The sequence below is a fragment of the Anaerolineales bacterium genome, assembly GCA_019637805.1.
Taxonomy (GTDB): domain Bacteria; phylum Chloroflexota; class Anaerolineae; order Anaerolineales; family UBA11579; genus JAMCZK01.
The window spans coordinates 986,918-1,001,875 of record JAHBVB010000002.1 but is presented as its reverse complement, the minus strand read 5'-3'; the positions used below and the strand labels follow the sequence as shown (position 1 = coordinate 1,001,875).

Annotated in this window: 18 protein-coding genes and 1 tRNA gene; 16 read left to right on the top strand and 3 right to left on the bottom strand. The window is 61.7% G+C overall.

Annotated elements, in window-relative coordinates:
• The first annotated feature begins 39 nt into the window (after positions 1-39).
• From eutJ to KF885_10690, 11 genes are all read left to right on the top strand, one after another.
• Positions 40-888 (top strand): ethanolamine utilization protein EutJ, encoded by an 849-nt coding sequence (gene eutJ, locus KF885_10740; GenBank protein ID MBX3049635.1) that lies wholly within the window; start codon positions 40-42, stop codon positions 886-888.
• 2 nt (positions 889-890) lie between these two features.
• Positions 891-1,520, top strand: a complete 630-nt coding sequence (locus KF885_10735; protein MBX3049634.1) for a hypothetical protein — start codon at positions 891-893, stop codon at positions 1,518-1,520.
• A 10-nt stretch (positions 1,521-1,530) separates the two neighbouring features.
• Complete coding sequence (locus tag KF885_10730; GenBank protein ID MBX3049633.1) at positions 1,531-1,941, top strand: hypothetical protein; 411 nt, start codon at positions 1,531-1,533, stop codon at positions 1,939-1,941.
• Complete coding sequence (locus tag KF885_10725) at positions 1,941-2,261, top strand: EutN/CcmL family microcompartment protein (GenBank protein MBX3049632.1); 321 nt, start codon at positions 1,941-1,943, stop codon at positions 2,259-2,261. Before KF885_10730 ends, KF885_10725 begins: the two co-directional genes overlap by 1 nt.
• A complete protein-coding gene (locus KF885_10720) occupies positions 2,261-2,539 on the top strand; it encodes a EutN/CcmL family microcompartment protein (GenBank protein ID MBX3049631.1) in 279 nt (92 codons plus the stop codon). Before KF885_10725 ends, KF885_10720 begins: the two co-directional genes overlap by 1 nt.
• 51 nt (positions 2,540-2,590) lie before the next feature.
• Complete coding sequence (gene lepB / locus KF885_10715; protein ID MBX3049630.1) at positions 2,591-3,208, top strand: signal peptidase I; 618 nt, start codon at positions 2,591-2,593, stop codon at positions 3,206-3,208.
• 223 nt (positions 3,209-3,431) lie between these two features.
• Positions 3,432-3,504, top strand: a tRNA-Glu gene (locus KF885_10710).
• Positions 3,505-3,620: 116 nt separating this feature from the next.
• On the top strand, positions 3,621-4,223 hold the full coding sequence (gene rpsD, locus KF885_10705) for a 30S ribosomal protein S4 (GenBank protein ID MBX3049629.1): 603 nt from the start codon (positions 3,621-3,623) through the stop codon (positions 4,221-4,223).
• Between the two features lie 159 nt (positions 4,224-4,382).
• A complete protein-coding gene (locus tag KF885_10700; GenBank protein MBX3049628.1) occupies positions 4,383-6,428 on the top strand; it encodes a PAS domain-containing protein in 2,046 nt (681 codons plus the stop codon).
• Between the two features lie 42 nt (positions 6,429-6,470).
• Entirely contained in the window at positions 6,471-6,899 is a 429-nt protein-coding gene (locus KF885_10695) for a response regulator (protein ID MBX3049627.1), read from the top strand.
• Positions 6,900-6,936: 37 nt separating this feature from the next.
• On the top strand, positions 6,937-8,019 hold the full coding sequence (locus KF885_10690; GenBank protein ID MBX3049626.1) for a 6-phosphofructokinase: 1,083 nt from the start codon (positions 6,937-6,939) through the stop codon (positions 8,017-8,019).
• 234 nt (positions 8,020-8,253) lie between these two features.
• Here KF885_10690 and phoU read toward each other — a convergent pair whose 3' ends face one another.
• Positions 8,254-8,940: a phosphate signaling complex protein PhoU gene (gene phoU / locus KF885_10685; protein ID MBX3049625.1), complete on the bottom strand. Its 687-nt coding sequence runs from the start codon at positions 8,938-8,940 to the stop codon at positions 8,254-8,256.
• A 233-nt stretch (positions 8,941-9,173) separates the two neighbouring features.
• Here phoU and KF885_10680 point away from each other — a divergent pair, with 233 nt between their 5' ends.
• The gene (locus KF885_10680) at positions 9,174-9,839 is read left to right on the top strand and encodes a metal-dependent transcriptional regulator (protein ID MBX3049624.1); all 666 of its coding nucleotides are present in this window, start codon (positions 9,174-9,176) and stop codon (positions 9,837-9,839) included.
• Positions 9,840-9,880: 41 nt separating this feature from the next.
• Here the strand turns inward: KF885_10680 and KF885_10675 are convergent, their stop codons facing one another.
• Positions 9,881-10,564: a response regulator transcription factor gene (locus KF885_10675; GenBank protein MBX3049623.1), complete on the bottom strand. Its 684-nt coding sequence runs from the start codon at positions 10,562-10,564 to the stop codon at positions 9,881-9,883.
• An 81-nt stretch (positions 10,565-10,645) separates the two neighbouring features.
• On the bottom strand, positions 10,646-10,825 hold the full coding sequence (locus tag KF885_10670; protein ID MBX3049622.1) for a hypothetical protein: 180 nt from the start codon (positions 10,823-10,825) through the stop codon (positions 10,646-10,648).
• On the opposite strand from KF885_10670, the gene KF885_10665 reads away from it, so the two are divergent.
• Genes KF885_10665 through KF885_10650 form a run of 4 tightly spaced genes read left to right on the top strand, consistent with a single transcriptional unit; the run spans position 10,809 to position 14,763 of the window.
• Positions 10,809-11,381, top strand: a complete 573-nt coding sequence (locus KF885_10665) for a bifunctional nuclease family protein (protein ID MBX3049621.1) — start codon at positions 10,809-10,811, stop codon at positions 11,379-11,381. The two genes, KF885_10670 and KF885_10665, sit on opposite strands and share 17 nt — an antisense overlap.
• A 6-nt stretch (positions 11,382-11,387) precedes the next feature.
• On the top strand, positions 11,388-12,764 hold the full coding sequence (gene dnaB / locus KF885_10660; protein ID MBX3049620.1) for a replicative DNA helicase: 1,377 nt from the start codon (positions 11,388-11,390) through the stop codon (positions 12,762-12,764).
• On the top strand, positions 12,765-13,460 hold the full coding sequence (locus KF885_10655) for a DnaD domain protein (protein MBX3049619.1): 696 nt from the start codon (positions 12,765-12,767) through the stop codon (positions 13,458-13,460). It begins immediately after the preceding gene.
• Positions 13,378-14,763, top strand: coding sequence for an ATP-binding protein (locus KF885_10650; protein ID MBX3049618.1), 1,386 nt, complete (start codon positions 13,378-13,380; stop codon positions 14,761-14,763). The genes KF885_10655 and KF885_10650 overlap by 83 nt, the downstream gene beginning before the upstream one ends.
• Positions 14,764-14,958: the final 195 nt, after the last annotated feature.

Sequence of the window (14,958 nt, the reverse complement as noted above, 5' to 3'; positions counted from 1 at the left end):
GTCGCTGCAGTAAGTAGCGCTTTGGACTCCGCCGCCAGGCTGGCGCGCGCCGCACAGGTATTGCGGCGCATCGACCAGCCGGAACCGCCGCCCCTCGAGGTTGTCCCTCAGGGCCGCCTGTTGACCGGTGTAGACCTTGGCACCGCCTACCTGGTGCTGGTCGTGCTGGATGAACAGGGCCAACCGCTTGCCGGCGAATACCAGTTCGCCCAGGTGGTGCGTGATGGCCTGGTGGTCGACTACATCGGGGCTGTGGACCGGCTGAGCGCCATGAAGGCTAGGGTGGAGGCCCGTCTGGGTCGCCCGCTGCAAGAGGCGGCCAGCTCCTTCCCCCCGGGTGTACCCCGGGCGGAGGTGCAGGCCACCGCCAACGTGGTGCAAGCCGCTGGCCTGCTGTGTGATCAGCTGGTGGACGAGCCCACAGCCGCCAACGCCTTGTTGGGCCTGCAGAACGGCGCCATCGTGGACGTGGGCGGCGGCACCACCGGCATCGCCATCATTGAGGATGGCCAGGTGGTCTACACGGCCGACGAGGCCACCGGCGGCACGCACTTCAGCCTGGTTATCGCCGGCGCACAAGGCCTCAGCTTTGAAGAAGCTGAGGAGCTGAAGAAGGACCCGGCGCAGCAGACCCGTTTGCTGCCGGTGGTGCGCCCGGTGATGGAAAAGGTGGCCAGCATCACGGCTCGCCACATCCAGGCCTACCAGGCCAGCGGCGGCCGCACGGTCGAGAGCCTTACCCTGGTGGGCGGTACTTCCGCCTTCCCTGGCATGGCGGAAGTAGTGCAGCGTTACACCGGGCTGCCGACCAGCGTGCCGGACTGGCCCATGTTTGTCACCCCGCTGGGGATTGCCCTGAGCAACCAGCGCAACGAAGGAACGGATTAACTATGGCAGATCAAAAATTTTCCTTGCGGTGTTACTGCTACATCGACCGCATGCAGCCGCAGTACGCCGCGTTCGTGGGTACTGTGACCCAGGGCGACCTGCCGACTGAAGGCATGGCTTCGCTCTATATCGAAATGGCCCCGGGCAACGAAGCCTTCCGCCTGGTGGACATCGCTGTCAAGGCCACTGAGGCCAAGCCCGGCGCCCAGATCGTGGAACGCGAGTTTGGCATGTTCGAGGTGCACTCGATGAACCAGGCCGCCGTCAAAGAAGCCGGCCAGGCAGTCTTGAACCACCTCGACCTAAAGGTCGAAGACCGCATTCGCCCGCAGATCGCCTCCAGCCAGATCATCACCAACGTGGACCCCTACCAGGCGCAGTTGCTCAACCGCTTCCGCCGCGGCAGCATGCTGGTCCCTGGCGAGACCATGCTGGTCATGGAAGTGGCCCCGGCTGCCTACATCAACCTGGCCTGCAATGAGGCTGAGAAGAACGCCAGCATCAAGATCATGCACGTTTCCTCGGTGGGGCGCTTCGGCCGCATGTGGCTGGCCGGCTCCGAATCTGAGATTGTCAGTGCGCACGATGCGGCCACCAAGGCCATGAGTGCGCTTGAGGGCGTCAGCGGCTAAGGAGCGGCCTATGGCTAAAGTCTTTTACACCGAACGCGACATCGAAGACCTGGCCCGCCAGGGCGTCACGTTGCTGACGGTCACCGATGACGTCGTCATCACCGACCTGGCCCGCGAGAAAGCGCGCCGCATGGGCCTGCAGCTGATCGGCGAACGTGATAGCCGCCCGGCCAGCGCCCCGGCGCGCCCGTATCTCTCAGACCTGGCTTCACCGGCCGCCAGTGCGCCGGTGCCGCCCGCCGCGGCCAGCGCGCCGGTCCCTAAGCCGCATATCACGCCTGCCGCCCCCAGCGGCTCGCTGAGCGGCGCAGAGCTTGAAGCGCGTATCTTCACCGCGGTCAAAGCCAAGCTGGGCAGCCAGGTGGACGATGCCTTGCTGCGCACCATCGTGCAGCGTGTGCTGCGGAGCCTGGGCCGCTAATGCTCTTCGGGCGAGTGCGCGGCGTCGCCGTCAGCACGCTGAAGTATCCCAACATGGAGGGATACCGCCTGCTGGTGGTGGAGCCGCTTGATCGGCAGCTTAAGCCCAGCGGGCCTCTGCAAGTCGCCGTGGACGTAGTCGAAGCCAACCAGGGCGACCTGTGCGTCATGGTGCGCTCGCGCGAGGCGGCATTGTCGCTGCCCGGGCATAAGTTCGTGCCGGTCGACCTGGCCCTGGTTGGCCTGGTCGATGAGCTGACTCAACGCCCGGACGGTGAATTTGATTTCACCTTGAAAAAAGGCGTCAGCAGGTACAGCTAATGATCCTCGGCAAAGTCACCGGCACAGTGGTCACCACCATCGGACACGCCGATTACAAGAGCCGCCGCCTGCTGGTGGTGCAGCCTTTGCTCTTGCCGGGCGAGGAGCCTAGCGGCGACTTCATCGCCTTGGACAGCACCCAGGCCGGCATAGGCGACACGGTGCTGGTCAACCGTGAAGGCAACGGCGCCCGCCAGGTGCTGGGCAACCCGGACGCCTGCGTCATCTCTGTCATTGTCGGCATCGTCGACTCGCTCTCCATTCCCAGTTTTGACTGATTCCTGCTGCCGCCGGGCGAGGGCAGGGCGTGTATAATCACGCCGCTTCGCATGTCCTTGCCCCCTTCTCCCCCAGAACTTGGTCCGCTAGACCGCCAGAATGTCGTCGCGCTGGACGAGGCGCCGTCCTCCCGGCTGCGCCGCACCTTACGCGAGGTGTTCGAGACTATTCTGCTGGCCTTGGTGCTTTTCCTGGCGATCAACTTTGTTTCCGCCCGGGTCCGCGTCGAGTTCAACAGCATGTATCCCAATTTCCACAATGGGGATTACATCATCGTCAATCGCCTGGCCTACCGCTGGGCGGAACCGCAGCGCGGGGATGTGGTCGTCTTCCCTTATCCCAATGATCCGGATGAGGATTACATCAAGCGTGTCATCGGCCTGCCCGGGGAACGCATTGCCATCTACGCCGGCAAGGTCTACATCAATGGCCAGGCATTGGAGGAAATCTACGCCAGCGAACCGATTCGCTTGGACATGTCTGAGCGCATCGTGCCGCCGGAGCATGTCTATGTCATCGGCGACAACCGCAACGCCTCCTCCGATTCGCGTGAGTGGGGCGCCTTGCCGATCAGTGACATTATTGGCAAAGCCGTCTTTCGCTATTTTCCCTTCGATGCGATTGGCGTGGTGGAGCACTACACCTTGCCAGATCCGGGGGATAACTAGCGCATACCTTGTGGTAAAATGCGCTGCTGTTTCGTGAACCAGTCATGGTCTCGTATTCAGCAAGGCCAAAAAATCAGCGGAATTCCGCTGATTACCCAGATGCAAGGTCGGCTGGCCTTGCGAAGCAGGCCAAAGAATCAGCGGGATTTCCGCTGTTCACCGAAATGCAAGGTCGGCTGGCCTTGCGAAGCAAGGCCAAATTGAACGGCGCAGCCGTTCATTAGCCCCCATCGTCTAGAGGCCTAGGACGTGGCCCTTTCAAGGCTAAAACCGGGGTTCGAATCCCCGTGGGGGCACTTTCCTGGCGAGCGCGCGGCCACGGCTTGCCAGGAGTGCAAAAAGAAGTTACATTGACCAGCGCCAGTTGCTGGCCGGGCGACACTGCCCGACAAATAAGGAGTACTACTGCAGTATGAATAAAACGTCCAAAGTTAAACGGTCCCGCGCACTTGGTGTCCCGCTGACCCCTAAGGCGCTCAAGATCATGGAGCGCCGCCCCAATCCTCCCGGGCAGCATGGCGGCCGCGGCCAGTGGCGTCGCGCCTCGGACTACAAGCAGCAGCTGCTGCAAAAGCAGCGTCTGCGTGACCAATACAACATTCGCGAAGCCCAGATGCGCGGCTACATCCAGCGCGCCTATCGCACCAAGGGCCGCACACCTGAGACCCTGATGATCCTGCTCGAGTCCCGCTTGGATGCGCTGGTCTTGCGTGCTGGCTTTGCCCGCAGCATCTATGCCGCCCGCCAGTACGTCAACCACGGCCACATCACCGTCAACGGTGAGCGGGTGGATATCCCCTCGTATTCGGTCAAGCCCGGCGATGTGATCGCCGTCAAGGAAAAGAGCCGCAAGATCCCCGCCATTGTCGAGGCGCTGGAAACTGTGGGCAACGTTCCCCCGTATGTCGAGATGGACAAGAAGAGCATGAGCGCCAAGTACGCTCGGCTGCCCGTACCCACCGAGATCCCGGTCATCTGCGAAGTCAACCAGGTTATCGAATACTACTCGCGCTAACCCGCATGCAGCAGACCAAACACCCGCCGCAGCCCGGCGGGTGTTTTTGTTTCCCGCAGACTGCCTTGCAAATTTGTTAGCCGGGCGGCAATTAAAACTGGAGTAAGCTCAGACTTTGCGGAGTTGTCAGGGGCGGCAACCATAGGTGTGACCTGAGGGTTGGCAGAAGTGATCGCGATCACCAACAAAGATTTGCCCAAAAAGATCAGTTTGCTGGTTCTCGGCGTGGCCTTGCTGGTCCTGGTTGGCTGGTGGCTGCAGATTCGGGTGCTCACCTCGATCTTGCCTGGCCTGCCCGGCATGAAGGCCAACACAGCCCTCGGTTTCATCCTTTTGGGCGGGGCGCTGTATCTGCGCCAAATGCGGCTGCCCCAGACGCGCGGGTGGAAGCTGTTGGCCGTGCTGGGCCTTGTATTCGCCAGCCTTCTGTTGTCGCAGTTCGTGTTCGATATAAACCTGGGCATCGACCAGGCCTTGTTCCCTGACAATTTCGGAGACGTGCAAGAGGGGCTGCCCGGGCGCACCTCCGCGCCGACCGCGGCCGCTTTCGTGCTGCTCGCTTTGGCCATGCTCACCGAGGACCGCCTCAAAGACCGCCACCGTCAGACAATGATCCTGCTTGTTCTGCTGCTGGGGCTGAGCGTCTTCTTTAGCTATCCATTCTCCTGGGTGTACGGCACCAGCCTGTTCTCCTATACCGGCATGGCTCTGCATACCTCCGTGCTTATTGTGCTGCTGGCCGCCACCCTGTTATTGGAGATGAAGCAGCGCGGCTGGGTGGATTTGATCCTGGCCAACAACGCCATTGGCCAAAACACACGCAATTTGCTGGCCGCTGCGCTGGTCACCCCTTTTTTGTTGGGCTGGCTGATCTTCTGGTTGCAGAGCCGGGGTGTGCTGCAGGCCGGCCTGGCCTCATCCTCCTACGCGGTTCTGGTCATGCTCTTTTTGGGCGCAGTCATCGTGCTGAATGCCATCAATCTACAGACTGCAGAAACCTCTCAACGTTTGTTGCGCAGCAACCTGGCCAGCACCCAGCAGCAGTTCAATGCCTTGGTGCAGAATTCGCCTTCAGCCATCATTCTGAAATCCACTGAAGGCCAGTACCAGATGGTCAATTTGCCGTTCGAAAAGCTGGTCGGCCTGCCGGCAGACCAGGTCATCGGCAGGACCGCTGAAGACATCTTTTCCAGCGAGTTACTGCCCAAGGTGTTACTCAGCGACCAGCAAGTGCTCTCGTCCAAGCATGTGGTTTCGTTCGAAGCCCAGGCGCGTCTGGAGGGTGAAAAGCGCAGCTACCTTTGTACCAAATTCCCCATGTTTGACGCCGACGGCGACCTGGTCAGCATTGGCGGCATCTGGACCGACATCACCGAGCAGAAGCAGCTGGCTGAGCACCTGGGTCAAAAGAACGAAGAGCTGGAGCGCTCCAACAAGGAGTTGGAACAGTTTGCCTACGTGGCCTCGCATGACCTGCAGGAACCACTGCGCATGGTCTCCAGCTACATGCAGCTTTTGGAGAGCCGCTACAGGAAAGATCTGGACGGCGATGCTCTGGATTTCATCAACTATGCCGTGGATGGGGCCCAGCGCATGCAGCGCCTTATTCAAGACCTGCTGTCCTTCTCGCGGGTCGGCACACAGGGGCAGCCACCTGAACCGGTGGATGCGCGCCAAGCCGTGGACGATGCTCTGCAGAACTTGAAGGTGCGTATCGAAGAGACGGGCGCCAAGATAACCATCGCTGACCTGCCGCAGGTCGTGGCCGACAAGAACCAACTGACCCAGGTCTTTCAGAACCTGGTCGCGAACGCCATCAAGTTTCGCGGCGAAGCCGCGCCCAAAATTCGCATCGGCGCCAGCCAGGTGGACGGCTTCGCCGAATTCAGCATCAAAGACAACGGCATCGGCTTTGATGCCAAGTACACCGACCGGATCTTTGTGATTTTTCAGCGCCTGAACAGCCGGGAACTGTATGAGGGCACCGGCATTGGCCTAGCCATCTGCAAGAAGATCGTCGAAAGGCACAGTGGCCGAATCTGGGTCGAGTCCAAGCCAGGGAAAGGCAGCCAGTTCTTTTTCACTTTCCCGCTGGTCCCGGAACTGCCGCCAGATTACGCACTCGATGCGCAACGAGAGACACAGGCACAGCACCAACCGCAAAGCGATGAAAGTGCCCAGCAACGCGCCGACCGCATGTTGTAAGCATGCTCGGACAAAAGGAGAGGCGACATGGAAGGAACGGAGATGATTGACATACTGCTGGTGGAGGACAACCCAGGGGATGTGCGCCTGACGCAGGAGGCCTTTAAGGAAGGCCGGCTGCGCAACCAACTGCATGTGGTTATGGATGGTGAGGCCGCCATGCAATACCTGAAGCAGCAGGGCGATTACGCCGCCGTGCCCCGCCCAGACCTGATTTTGCTGGATCTAAACCTGCCCAAAATGAACGGGCGCGAAGTGCTCAGCGCCATCAAGAACGACCCGGACCTCAAGCGTATCCCCGTGGTGGTCCTCACCACCTCACAAGACGAGACCGATATCACTGAGAGCTACCGTCAGTTCGCCAGCTCCTACATCGTCAAGCCGGTCAGCATGGAGAAATTCATCGGCGTGGTCTCCTCTTTCAAGGAATACTGGCTTTCTGTGGTCAAGTTGCCCAACGTGCAGGAATGACATCGCACTGCGTGCCATTTTCTGATATACCAGCACGATGAAGAAATTTGGCATTCTCACTGGGGGCGGTGACGCCCCCGGCCTTAACGCCGTCATTCGCGCCGCGGTGCTGGCCGCCGAGCATCAATACGGCTGCGAAGTGGTCGGCATTCGCTCCGGCTTCGATGGTTTGCTTTTGCCTAACGGCCTGGTGCCGCTGACTCCTGCCAGCGTGCAAGACATCCACTCCAAAGGCGGCACCATCCTGGGCGCCGCCAACCGCGGCAACCCCTTTGCGCGCCTGGTGGAGCGTGACGGCCAGCAGGTGGTCGAGGACGCTTCTGGCGAGGTGGTCGCTCGCATCGCCGAGCTGGGCTTGGACGCCCTGATTGTGGTCGGCGGAGACGGCACGCTGGCGATTGCCCGTGACCTGATGCAAAAGGGCGTCAACGTCGTGGGCGTGCCCAAGACAATCGACAATGACGTCGGCGGTACCGAGATGACCTTCGGCTTTGATACCGCCCTCAACATCGCCGTGGAGGCCATAGATCGCCTGCATACCACCGCCGAGTCGCACCAGCGCGTCATGCTGCTGGAGGTGATGGGCCGCGATGCCGGCTTCATTGCCCTGCATGCCGGCCTCAGCGCCGGAGCGGACATTATCCTCATCCCCGAAGTGCCCTTTTCTTACTCGCTGATCGCCGAGGAGATCCGCAGCCGTTTGGCTGGCGGCTATCTGGATGGCCTGGTGGTTGTCTCCGAGGGTGCCCGGCCACTGGATGGCGAGCAGGTCTTCTCGCGCGCCGGCGACCTGTTGGCCCTGCCGCGTCTGGGCGGCATTGCCCAGCGGGTCGCCGCCTGGCTGGAGCAGGAATGCCAGGTGGAAACACGCACCACCGTGCTGGGCCACATCCAGCGCGGCGGCACGCCCACTGCCTTTGACCGCTGGCTGGCCACGCGCTACGGCGCTGCCGCCCTGCGCCTGGCCGCCACGGGGCAGTACGGGCGCATGGTCTCCTACCAGCAGGGCCGGGTGACAGACGTGCCGCTGGAAGCGGCGCTGGGCCATCCCAAACGCGTGGACCTGCAGGGCGATGCCGTGCGCGCCGCCCGTGACATCGGCATCTGCCTGGGCGATTGATCGCCCAGGCAGATTAAATACCAAAGAGCCGCTTATTAGGCGGCTCTTTGGGTTTTCTTGCGCTGTGGCAGCTTTATCGCTCAGAGGCGAGGAGGGCTGCCACAGCGCAATGTTCAGGACTAGTACTGTCCATGGGCAACACCTCCTCTACGATGGGATAGCAAGGGGGGATGGTTCACACCAACAGGATAGAGTATTACACGTTGGTGGGCGGATGTCAAATGAATTGGCCGGCTACTTGGCCAGTTGGCGCTGCTCGTCGTCGCTGCTGTCGAACTCGGCCAGTTTGCCGGTGGCCACAAAGATGGTGCGTTCGCAGATGTTGGTCACGCGGTCGGCCATGCGCTCCAGGTTGTGGCAGGCCCACATCAGGTGATTGATGTGGCCAATATCGCCGGGGTCGGCCCCCATCTGGCGCAAGATCTCGTTGTTGACCACTGTGAACAGGGCGTCCACCTTGTCGTCCTCGGCCGGGATCTGGCTGGCCGCATCTGCATCGCGGGTCACAAAGGCTTCTAGGGCGCGGTGCAGCATATCCACACTGATCTCGGCCATTTGCATCAGTTCGGCCGGCACCTTCAGACGGCTCTCGGCGCCCAGGTTCAGGTTGATCTTGCCAATGCCCTTGGCGTAATCGCCCATGCGCTCCAGCTCGCTGGCCACGTCCAGCACAGCGGCCAGGATGCGCAGGTCGCCCGCCATGGGCTGCTGGGTGGCGATCAGCACCAGGGTGCGCTCTTCCAGTTCGAAGCGCTTTTCATTAATGATCTTGTCCGCTTTGTAGACTTCTTCCGAGGCGGCTAGGTTGTGATCTCTCAGGGCGCGCACGGCCTGCAGGGTGGCTTGCTCCACCATGCTGCCCAGCAGCAGCACCTCATCCAGAAGTTCGTGCATTTTGCGTTCAAGCGTTTCCCGGGTCATGGCTGGTTCACCTCAAGTCTGATTATACGCCTATCGCTTGTTGGCGACTTTATGGGAATGTTAATGCCTTGTTTTCGCCGTTTTGGACGCCGGCGAAATATAAACTTAATTCTATTGGAACAGAATTTTCAACGTAGTATAATCACGCAGCGAATTTTTATCAGAATCTTCATATTTATTTTTCGGCGCGGGCCATAGGGCCAGCGCAGCGATAGGAACAACCACGAACACGAATGTCTGACTCACAGGCTACTCCCGCCATGCAGCGCTACGCCGCCGAGGTGTTCCGCATCCAGCAGGACACCCCGCAGGTTTCGCTTTCCATTCTGGCGGATAATGTCGAATCCTCTCCGCAGGCGATCGCCCGCATGGTCAAACGCCTGACCGACGCCGGCTACGCCACCTACGAGCCGTACCGCGGCATCCGCCTGACGATGGAAGGCGAGCGCATTGCCATGCCGGCCCTGCGCCGCCACCGCCTGGGCGAAGTTTTCCTGGTCAAGGTTATGGGCTACGACTGGGCCGCCGCCCACGAGCTGACCGACGTCTTTGAGCGCGGCATGAACGGCGAGCTGGAGGACCGCATGGCGGAAATGGCCGGCAACCCGACCCGCTGCCCGCACGGCGAACCCATCCCTAGCAAGGACGGCACCATCATCATGCCGCAGGATGCGCCGCTGGTGGACATGGAACCCGGCAGCGCCTGGCGGCTGAGCCGGGTGCGCACGCATGACATGGACAAGCTGCGCTACATCGGCAACCTGGGCCTGACCCCCGGCGTGGAATTCACCCTGGTCAGCCGGGCGCCGTTCAATGGCCCGCTGCGCCTGCAATTCGAGCGCAGCGATCAGGTCATCGGCTACGAGCTGGCCTCCAGCCTGTGGGTGGAGAAAGCCTAGCCTTCTCGACAGCAAACAAAAAGCTCCCGCAAGGGAGCTTTTTATATATCCAGCCGGTAGCCCATGCGCCGCATGGTGTGCAGCAGCTTGGGCTTCTTGGGGTCCTTTTCGATCGCCTGGCGCAGCCAGCTGATGTGCACGTCCAGTGTGCGCGTATCCCCGGTGTATTCGGTGCGCCACACTTCTTTGAACAGCGTATCGCGCGGCACGGCCTGGCCGGCATTGTCGATCAGCATGCGCAGCAGCTTCATCAGGCGCGGGGTCAGCGCCGTCTTCTTGCCGTGAACCTTGACCGTCTGCGCGTTCAGGTCCAGCTCCAGCGGGCCGGCCCGCAGCAGGCCGTCTTCGTCCGCCGGCAGCAGCAGGCCGATGCGGTTGATCAGCTTGCGCGGCGTGAAGGGCAGCACCAATACCGCGTTGGCGCAATCGAAGCCGGCTTCGATGGGGTATTGCGAGTCGGAGATCACCAGGATCGGCATACTCTCCACCAGGTTGCGCACTGAGGTGCAGATGCGCTTGCCGTTGGTGCGCATCGAAGCCGCGTCGACGATCACCAGATCGTGACGGCTCTTTTCTACTCGGCTGATGGCTTGTTTTCCGGAGGTGACCCGCTCCACTTGGAAATTCTTCTGGAGCAGGGTGGGGACGAATTCGGGGTTGCTGGTCCAGCGGCCTTCTACCCACAGAATGCGCGTGTTGCTGGCTTTGATGAACTTGCGCGCCATTCTTTATTTTCCGCCCAATGTAGTAGAAGTGTCGTACTCGTCTTGCATCGGCTGCCTCGAAGGCGGCATTATAACGCAATGTTAAAAAAATACGAGCCGGGTTTTTAACAATCCATATTCGTCTGGCAATTCCGGTGGGGCTGGCGTTAAAATAGCCTCGATATCCCACATGATAGAATAGCCCACTTTGCCGGCCCGGGCGCCGGCCGGGTCGGCTTTTTCTGAGCCGGGAGGCTGCAAGTAGATGATCGAAGTCGTCATTGATAGCATTCGCGTCGGGCTGATGTCCCAGCAGCGCGTGGTGATCTTGCGTGAGGTGGATGCCGAGCGCTACCTGGCCATTTGGATCGACCCGTACATGGCCGAGCAGATCACCTTCGCCTTGCAGGAGGTCGAAGTGGCCCGACCAATGACGCATGACTTGATCCGCGAAATGCTGCGTTCGCTGGAGGCGCGCGTCTCGCGCGTGGAAGTGCGCGCCCTCAAGGCCGATGTCTTTTACGGCAACATCGTGGTCGAGGTGGACGGGCGCACGGTCAATGTCGACTCGCGGCCCTCGGATGCGCTGGCCATCGCCGTGCGCACGCACGTGCCCATCATGGTCTCGCGCGAGGTGATGGACGCCGTCGGCATCGTGCCGGAGGAAGACCTGGACGAGGGCGAGTTCTCCCCCGACGACATTTTCGAAGAGAAACCGCAGGCGGAAGAAGCCGACAGCCGCCTGGAAGTGTTTGAAGACTTTCTGGACAACCTCAGCATCGGCGAGGACGGGGACGACGATGCTGAGGAAGACGAACCCGGCGGCGAGAACAACTAGCCCGCCATGAGCGATCTCTTCCCGCAAGAAGCCGAGCAAGCCCCCAGCCCGCAGTTGGTTCCGCACAGCCGCGAGACCGAAGAGGCCGTGATCGGCTCGGTGCTGATCAACCCCGAAGCCTATTACGACGTGGCCGGTTTCCTGACCGGCGACGACTTCCACATCCACCGCCTGCGCTGGATCTGGGAGGCTTTCACCGCCTTGCATGAGCAGCGCATCCCGGTGGACATGCTGACCGTCACCGAGGAGCTGGACAAGCAGGGCCGCCTGGCCGAGGTGGGCGGCCCGGCCTACCTGACCAGCCTGGTCAACAACGTGCCCAGCTCCATGCACGCCGAGGCCTATGGCCGGCTGGTGCAGCACAGCTCCATCCGCCGCCGCCTGCTGGAAGCCGCCAACAAGATCGCCAAGGTGGCTTACCAGGAAGACATCACCGTGGAGAGCGCCATTGACGAGGCCGAGAAGGCCGTTTTCGGCGCCAGCGAGCAGCGCCTCTCCACCGACCTGCAGCCGATCAAGGTGGTGCTGTCGGACTACTTCGACCAGGTGGAGCAGATGTCCCGCCGCGGCGAAGAGATCTACGGCGTGCCCACCGGCTTTATTGACCTGGACCGGCTCTTGATGGGCCTGCAGCCCTCCGACCTGCTGATCTTCGCCGGCCGCCCGGCCCAGGGTAAGACCAGCTTCCTGATGTCGGTGGCCAAGAACGCCGCTCAGATCGCCAAGAAGCATGTCGCCATTTTCTCGATGGAAATGTCCAACGACCAGTTGGTGCAGCGCCTGCTGTCGCAGGAGACCGGCATCAACGGCCAGAAGATGCGCAGCGGCAAGCTGAACCAAAACGAGTGGGACCTGTTCGCCCAGGCGATGGATGTGCTGGGCGACACGCGCATCTTTCTGGATGACACGCCCGGCATTTCGCCCACGCAGATGCGCGCCAAGTGCCGCCGCCTGCATATGGAATTTGGCCTGGACCTGATTGTGGTGGATTATTTGCAGCTGATGCGCGGCGAGACACGCAACGAGAACCGTGTGCAAGAGGTCTCGTATATTTCGCGCAGCCTGAAGGTGCTGGCCCGCGAGCTGAACGTGCCGGTGCTGGCCGCCGCCCAGCTCTCGCGCGCCGTGGAGCAGCGCGCCGACAAACGCCCGGTCCTGTCCGACCTGCGTGAGTCCGGCTCGCTGGAACAGGATGCCGACATCGTCATGTTCATCCACCGGCCCGACCTGAACGAAGAGGACAGCCTGCGCAAGAACGTGGCTGAGATCATGATCAGCAAGCACCGCAACGGGCCTACCGGCATTGTCGAGCTGGTCTTCCGTGAGGACCTGGCCAAGTTCGAGAACGCCGCCACCAAGAACATCGACTTCTCGGAGTTTTAGGTGAGCGCCCCGTTCCCCGGTTTCCCGGACGGCAAGCTGCGCTTCACCCGCATCCCCGGGCCGTTCTTCAGCCAGCTGCTGCCGCAGGTGGACGACCTGAATGAGCTGAAGGTGCTGCTGTACGCCTTCTGGAAGCTGGAGCGCATGGAAGGCGACCCGCGCTACCTGCAGCCCGAAGACTTTAGTGACGATGCGGTCTTCATGGCCGGGCTGGGGGACGCGGCCGCCCTGGCAGACGGGCTGGCGCGCGCCGTGGGGCGCGGCGTCCTGCTGCTGGCCGAGCTGGAGTTCGACGGCGCCCAGCGCCGCTTCTACTTCCTCAACTCGCCGCGCGGGCGGGAGGCGCTGCAGGCCATTGCCGACGGAGCCTGGAAGCCTTCCGGCGACGCCCGCTACCCGATCGAGCTGGCTCAGGAGCACGGCAACCTGTTCAGCCTGTATGAGAAGCACATCGGCCCGATCACGCCCATGCTGGCCGACATATTGAAGCAGGCCGAAAAAGACTATCCGCACGATTGGCTGCAAGAAGCCATCGGCATTGCGGTGCAGAACAACGCCCGCTCGTGGAGTTATGTGGACGCCATTTTGCGGCGTTGGCAGGAAGGAGGCAAAGATGAGCGACGAACTCAAGGGGATTCTGAAAAGGATCGCCGAAAATACGTCGAAGGCGAGTTCTCAGACTACATCGAGCACTGAGAACCCGCGCGCCTATCTGGCCGGCGACCCGGACTGCCCGCAGTGCGGCGGGCTGGGCTATGTGCGCAGCGAGGTGCCTCCCGGCCACCCCGAGTTCGGCAAGCTGCAGATCTGCAGCTGCCGGCACGGCGAGGTGGCTCAGCACAGCCGCCGCCGGCTGTACGCCATCAGCCGCCTGGACGAGCTCAACCACCTCAGCTTCGACAACTTCGAGGTGCGCGGCCGGGTGGGCCTGACCGCCCGCCAGGCCGACTCGCTGGAGACGGCCTTTAACCAGGCGCAGCACTTCGCCCGTACTATGGAAGGCTGGCTGCTGCTGGAGGGCGGCTATGGCAGCGGCAAGACCCACCTGGCGGCGGCCATTGCCAACTTCGCTGTCTCGGTCGGCCTGCCGGCCATCTTCATCACCGTACCCGACCTGCTGGATGAGCTGCGCTTCTCCTACGGCTCGGAGCACGGCTTCGAGGAGCGCTTCGAAGAGATCCGCCAGGCGCCGCTGCTGATCCTGGACGACTTCGGCACGCAGAACGCCACCGAGTGGGCCCAGGAGAAGCTGTTCCAGATCCTCAACCACCGCTACATCAACCGCCTGCCGCTGGTGGTGACCACCAACCTGAGCCTGGACCAGGTCGAGGGGCGCATCCGCTCGCGCTTGTCTGACCCGGAGCTGGTCAGCCATCTGCGCGTGCAGGCGCCGGACTACCGCCGCCCGATGGACGACAGCAGCCAGAACGAGCTCTCGGCGCTGCACCTGCTGCGCGAGCGCAACTTCGCCAACTTTGACCTGCGTGAGGGCGAGGGGCTGCCGGGGGCGGACCAGAAGTCGCTGCGCAAGGCCTTTGACGCGGCCCGCAAATATGCTGAGAAGCCCAAGGGCTGGCTGGTGTTCATGGGCTCGCACGGCAGCGGCAAGACGCACCTGGCGGCGGCCATCGCCAATTACAGCCAGGACATGGGCAAGGTGCCGCTGTTCGTGATGGTGCCGGACCTGCTGGACCACCTGCGGGCGACCTTCAACCCCAACAGCCCGGTCAGCTACGACCGCCGCTTTGAGGAGATCCGCAACAGCGAGCTGCTGGTGCTGGACGACCTGGGCACCCAGTCGGCCACGCCCTGGGCGCGCGAGAAGCTCTACCAGCTGTTCAACCATCGCTACAACGCCCAGCTGCCCACGGTGATCACCACGGCCGACCGGCTGGATGATATGGACCCGCGCATCCGCTCACGCATGTTGGATACGCGGCTGTGCACGATTTTTGGCATTACTGCCTCTTCGTATACGGGCAGGCGTAAGACGAAGTAATACGCGGCTGAACTTTACCGTCATTGCGAGGAGTACTTGCGTAGCAAGTGCGACGAAGCAATCTGTATCACTATTTATATGTCTATAAACATCGTAGAATCGACTAAACTGGCTACTGGGTGCGACTATGGTATTGTGATTTGTCCAGCTGACTAAGTGTATAGCACTTAGCTCTGCTCATTTTTTGAATGGGAG

Bases quoted from the DNA above. Each gene is read 5' to 3' on its own strand.
- rpsD (MBX3049629.1), top strand. From the start codon at position 3,621: ATGAATAAAACGTCCAAAGTTAAACGGTCCCGCGCACTTGGTGTCCCG.
- KF885_10670 (MBX3049622.1), bottom strand. From the start codon at position 10,825: ATGACGACTTCGATCATCTACTTGCAGCCTCCCGGCTCAGAAAAAGCC.
- KF885_10665 (MBX3049621.1), top strand. From the start codon at position 10,809: ATGATCGAAGTCGTCATTGATAGCATTCGCGTCGGGCTGATGTCCCAG.
- KF885_10690 (MBX3049626.1), top strand. From the start codon at position 6,937: ATGAAGAAATTTGGCATTCTCACTGGGGGCGGTGACGCCCCCGGCCTT.
- phoU (MBX3049625.1), bottom strand. From the start codon at position 8,940: ATGACCCGGGAAACGCTTGAACGCAAAATGCACGAACTTCTGGATGAG.
- KF885_10720 (MBX3049631.1), top strand. From the start codon at position 2,261: ATGATCCTCGGCAAAGTCACCGGCACAGTGGTCACCACCATCGGACAC.
- KF885_10695 (MBX3049627.1), top strand. From the start codon at position 6,471: ATGATTGACATACTGCTGGTGGAGGACAACCCAGGGGATGTGCGCCTG.
- KF885_10730 (MBX3049633.1), top strand. From the start codon at position 1,531: ATGGCTAAAGTCTTTTACACCGAACGCGACATCGAAGACCTGGCCCGC.
- KF885_10735 (MBX3049634.1), top strand. From the start codon at position 891: ATGGCAGATCAAAAATTTTCCTTGCGGTGTTACTGCTACATCGACCGC.
- KF885_10650 (MBX3049618.1), top strand. From the start codon at position 13,378: ATGAGCGACGAACTCAAGGGGATTCTGAAAAGGATCGCCGAAAATACG.
- dnaB (MBX3049620.1), top strand. From the start codon at position 11,388: ATGAGCGATCTCTTCCCGCAAGAAGCCGAGCAAGCCCCCAGCCCGCAG.
- KF885_10680 (MBX3049624.1), top strand. From the start codon at position 9,174: ATGTCTGACTCACAGGCTACTCCCGCCATGCAGCGCTACGCCGCCGAG.
- KF885_10675 (MBX3049623.1), bottom strand. From the start codon at position 10,564: ATGGCGCGCAAGTTCATCAAAGCCAGCAACACGCGCATTCTGTGGGTA.
- KF885_10725 (MBX3049632.1), top strand. From the start codon at position 1,941: ATGCTCTTCGGGCGAGTGCGCGGCGTCGCCGTCAGCACGCTGAAGTAT.
- lepB (MBX3049630.1), top strand. From the start codon at position 2,591: ATGTCCTTGCCCCCTTCTCCCCCAGAACTTGGTCCGCTAGACCGCCAG.